This is a genomic window from Kitasatospora sp. NPDC007106 (assembly GCF_040634455.1).
In the GTDB taxonomy this organism is placed as follows: domain Bacteria; phylum Actinomycetota; class Actinomycetes; order Streptomycetales; family Streptomycetaceae; genus Kitasatospora; species Kitasatospora arboriphila.
Genome location: NZ_JBEYFP010000826.1, coordinates 1 through 2506 on the forward strand (window position 1 = coordinate 1; position 2506 = coordinate 2506).

The following is a 2506-nucleotide window of genomic DNA, read 5'->3' on the forward strand; positions in this document are numbered from 1 at the left end:
CGCGCAGGTGCTCCTCCGGCGAGGCCGCCTCCGCCGGCAGGCCCTCGGCCAGGCGGGCCGCACCACGGCGGCGGGCCTCGGCCAGCACGGCGGACACCAACTCCTGCTTGCTGCCGAAGTCGTAGAGCAGCATCCGGGGGCTGGTCCCCAGCGCGGCGGCCAGCGGCCGCAGGCTCAGCCCGGCGAGGCCGTGCGCCAGCACGTAGTCGGTCGCCCGCGCCAGCGTGGCCTCCCGTCGGCCGGGATCCGGAGGTCGCCCCACGGCGGATCGTCCTTCCAGTGGCGAGAATCTGAGTCGACGTCAGTATATGGTACGACTGTTTCACTAACGAGGGGGGCAGGTATGCACGCACCGGACCGGGCACTCGTCCTGGGCGCCGGAGGGCCCGTCGGCACGGCCTGGACGGCCGGGTTCGCCCGCGGGCTGCGCCGCAGCGGAGTGGACCTCGGCGCGGCCGATCTGATCGTGGGTACCTCGGCCGGCGCGATCACCGCCGCGCTGCTGGCCACCGGTCAGGACCCCGGCCGGCTCGCCACCCCCGTACGCCCCGACGACGCGGGCAGCACCCCTCCCCGGGTGGACGGACGCCGGCTCGGCGAGGCCTTCGCCGTGCTCGGCGCTGCCGCCTCGGACCCGGCGGGTGCGCGGCGCCGGGTCGGCCGGATCGCGCTCGCGGCCGAGACCGGCCCCGAGCAGGCACACGTCGACCGGATGCGCGCCATGGTCGGCGCGGACCGATGGCCGGACCGGCGACTGCTGATCACCGCGGTGGACGCCGGGACCGGCGAGCAGGAGGTCTTCGACCGCACGAGCGGCGCACCGCTGGCCGCCGCCGTGGCGGCGAGCACGGCCTTCCCCGGCATCTACCCGCCGATCACCGTCAACGGCCGCCGCTACATGGACGGGTCCCTGCGGTCGGCGACCAGCGCCGGACTCGCGGCCGGAGCCCGCACGCTGGTCGTGATCGACCCGCAGGCGCACCTGTTCCCCCGCGAGCTCCTGCAGCAGGAGCTGGCGGTGGCCGCCGCACACACCGTGGTGACCGTCGAGCCCGATGCCGGATCACTGCGCGCCTTCGGCTCCGACCTGAACGACCGGGCGGCCTGGGAACCGGCCTACCAGGCCGGTCTTCGCCAGGCCGCCGACACCGGGGAGCAGCTCCACCTCGCCTGGAACACCGGCTCCGGCACGGACTGAGCGCAGCCCACGACCACGTCGTCCGACCACGTCGTCCGGCCGATCGGCCGCGCCCTGCCGGCAAACCGGTCGTGCGGCCGACGGCGGAGTCCGTACGATCGTGGCAGCGGGACCGCGCAGTCCCGCAGGATGCGGCCCGTGGCAGAGTGGCCCATTGCAATCGGTACACCGGAGGCACCCCGGGTATCGATCGGTGGAGGAGGAGCGGTCCTGCTCCGGTCCCGCCCGTGGGTTCGAATCCCACCGGCTCCCGCATCCGCCCTCCCCGCCGCGGCCGGGCCTTGTGTTCGTGGGGATCCGCCGCGCTGCGAGCGCGCCGCCGGGTCGGCACGGGTGAGGTGCCCGGCCCCGCCCGAGTACGGCCTCACCGCGGGCCGTTGTCCGTTCAACCGCCGCCCCGCCGGGTAGGTGGGGCAGGGCATGACCCCGTTCCGCGGGGGCCAGCGGGCCGGTGCGCGCTTCGGCTATCGTTCCGGCAGATCGCCGCCGCTCAGGCCCGGCGATCCCAGGACCGATCGGGGGACTTGATGCAGTATCCGTCGCAGGACCCGCCACCGCACTGGACCCCGCCGCACCAGACCCCGCCGTCCGGGTCTCCGACGTTCGGATCTCCGACGGCCGGTCACCCGGCGCCGCACCGCTCGAACGCGAAGACCTGGGGCGTGGTCGCCGCGGTGGTCAGCGCCGCGGCGGGCGTGGCCAGCGCGATCGCGGCGTTCACGGGCGGCGGTTCGGGGTCCTCCGCCGCGCCCGGACCGGCACCGCAGGTCACCGTCACGGTCGCCGGGCAGGGCGCGTCGGCCGGCACGGGCGATGCTGCGACCGCCGTCTCCCCGGCGCCCGCGGGGGCCGGTGCGGGCGCCGCGGTGCGCTGGTCGGGGAAGATCCTCTTCGGCATGGAGGGCATCGACCTGTCCGCCCTGCCGCCCCGTAAGGGCACCGGCGCCGTCAACTTCCCGAGCGCCCAGCGCAGCGGCAGCAGCGGCATGAAGATCAAGGGCCAGGTCGCTCCCTGGGAGGGGCCGGGCGAGCCCACGGCGGAGGGCTGCCGGGACCTGCTGCAGACGCGGGCGCGCCAGGAGGTCGACGTCGCCGAGGGCGACCGGGTCTGCGTGGTGAACGAGAGTTCGCCGATCGGCCTGGTGACCGTCACCGGGACCCACTACGACCAGGGCAGCTACGGAGAGCTGGACGCCGACCTGAAGGTCTGGAACCTGCGGCTCGCCCACTGACCGTCCCTGCGTCCCGGTGCTGCCCGGGCGTTCGTGGCCGGGCAGGAGAACGGGCCGGCCCCGGTACCGATGTACC

4 protein-coding genes are annotated in these 2506 nt (G+C 75.5%); 2 read left to right on the forward strand and 2 right to left on the reverse strand.

From position 1 onward, the window contains the following. Positions 1 to 262 (reverse strand): TetR family transcriptional regulator (locus tag ABZ641_RS32875; RefSeq protein ID WP_359987793.1); only part of this gene is annotated, 262 nt, incomplete at its 3' end. Positions 263 to 343: 81 nt separating this feature from the next. Here ABZ641_RS32875 and ABZ641_RS32880 point away from each other — a divergent pair. Further along, positions 344 to 1198 carry a patatin-like phospholipase family protein gene (locus ABZ641_RS32880; RefSeq protein ID WP_359987796.1) on the forward strand — a complete coding sequence of 285 codons (855 nt, stop codon included), beginning with the start codon at positions 344 to 346 and terminating at the stop codon, positions 1196 to 1198. 622 nt (positions 1199 to 1820) lie between these two features. Here ABZ641_RS32880 and ABZ641_RS32885 read toward each other — a convergent pair. After that, positions 1821 to 2096: a hypothetical protein gene (locus ABZ641_RS32885; protein WP_359987799.1), complete on the reverse strand. Its 276-nt coding sequence runs from the start codon at positions 2094 to 2096 to the stop codon at positions 1821 to 1823. Between ABZ641_RS32885 and ABZ641_RS32890 the strand changes: the two genes are divergently transcribed. After that, positions 2095 to 2430: a hypothetical protein gene (locus ABZ641_RS32890; RefSeq protein ID WP_344623814.1), complete on the forward strand. Its 336-nt coding sequence runs from the start codon at positions 2095 to 2097 to the stop codon at positions 2428 to 2430. The two genes, ABZ641_RS32885 and ABZ641_RS32890, sit on opposite strands and share 2 nt — an antisense overlap. Positions 2431 to 2506 lie beyond the last annotated feature (76 nt).

What these genes read in the sequence shown, in the direction of transcription:
- ABZ641_RS32880 (WP_359987796.1), top strand. Translation starts at nt 344, where the DNA reads ATGCACGCACCGGACCGGGCACTCGTCCTGGGCGCCGGAGGGCCCGTC.
- ABZ641_RS32890 (WP_344623814.1), top strand. Translation starts at nt 2,095, where the DNA reads ATGGAGGGCATCGACCTGTCCGCCCTGCCGCCCCGTAAGGGCACCGGC.
- ABZ641_RS32885 (WP_359987799.1), bottom strand. Translation starts at nt 2,096, where the DNA reads ATGCCGAAGAGGATCTTCCCCGACCAGCGCACCGCGGCGCCCGCACCG.